2 protein-coding genes are annotated in these 808 nt (G+C 32.5%); one reads left to right on the top strand and one right to left on the bottom strand.

All coding sequences use genetic code 11. The annotated features are described in order from the left end of the window. Window positions 1–157: 157 nt before the first annotated feature. A complete protein-coding gene (locus GNF10_RS37210) occupies window positions 158–580 on the top strand; it encodes a response regulator (RefSeq protein WP_185593570.1) in 423 nt (140 codons plus the stop codon). Between the two features lie 21 nt (window positions 581–601). Here GNF10_RS37210 and GNF10_RS37205 read toward each other — a convergent pair whose 3' ends face one another. Then, entirely contained in the window at window positions 602–781 is a 180-nt protein-coding gene (locus GNF10_RS37205) for a hypothetical protein (protein ID WP_185593567.1), read from the bottom strand. Between the last annotated feature and the right edge of the window lie 27 nt (window positions 782–808).

Genomic DNA, 808 nt, shown 5'->3' with positions numbered 1-808 from the left:
ATTAAGTATTGGAGTATAGTTAAATTTGATTTATTAATATCTTTGACTACATTACATAAGTCAATTTTTATTAATTCTACAGTTTAAATGTACTACCGTTTTAGTTTATGGTAATAATTGTTGGTTTTTACTTAAGATAATCAGATAATAGGTAGCAATGACAGCACAATTCTTCAATATAGATCAGCCATTGCGCTCACACAAAGTTAGACGAATTTTGCTAGTTGAAGACCATTATCTCAATAGGTTGTTACTGAGTGACTATCTAAGTTACTGTGGGTACGATGTCCAAAGCTTATCTGAAGGCTCTACTTTTTTCTCTACTATAGATAAATTTAAACCAGATTTAATGTTATTAGATTTGAAGTTACCAGATATTGACGGGTATTCGCTCTTAAAACAAGTCCAGCAAAGACCTGATTTGTCAAAAATACCTATCATTGTGGTTTCCGCTTTTGCTTTTAAAGCAGATCAAGAATTAGCTATGAGTTTAGGCGCACGCCGATATTTTGTCAAACCTCTAAAACTCAAGGATCTTATACTTACAATTGAAGAAGAGTTGACTTGTTGCCATAGATAGAGTTTTTTATTTGGCATACATTTATTCGGCTTTTTGCTCTTCAATAAACTCTTCAACTTGCTGACTAATATTTTGTACAGAAGTGCCAATTGTTAAAATTTTATTTTGTACTTGTGCTAACAGCAAAACTGCGGTTTGCAGCTCATTGAGCGTTTCAGCTATAGCTTCACGGTACTGGGCTTCAAAGTCTTGTAGGTTCATAGTTTAACTTTTAGCTTAATTATTATC

The organism is Nostoc sp. UCD121, from assembly GCF_014222285.1.
GTDB lineage: Bacteria > Cyanobacteriota > Cyanobacteriia > Cyanobacteriales > Nostocaceae > Nostoc.
The sequence above is the reverse complement of the archived record's forward strand: the minus strand, read 5'-3'. Positions and strand labels throughout refer to the sequence as shown.

What these genes read in the sequence shown, in the direction of transcription:
- GNF10_RS37210 (WP_185593570.1), top strand. Translation starts at nt 158, where the DNA reads ATGACAGCACAATTCTTCAATATAGATCAGCCATTGCGCTCACACAAA.
- GNF10_RS37205 (WP_185593567.1), bottom strand. Translation starts at nt 781, where the DNA reads ATGAACCTACAAGACTTTGAAGCCCAGTACCGTGAAGCTATAGCTGAA.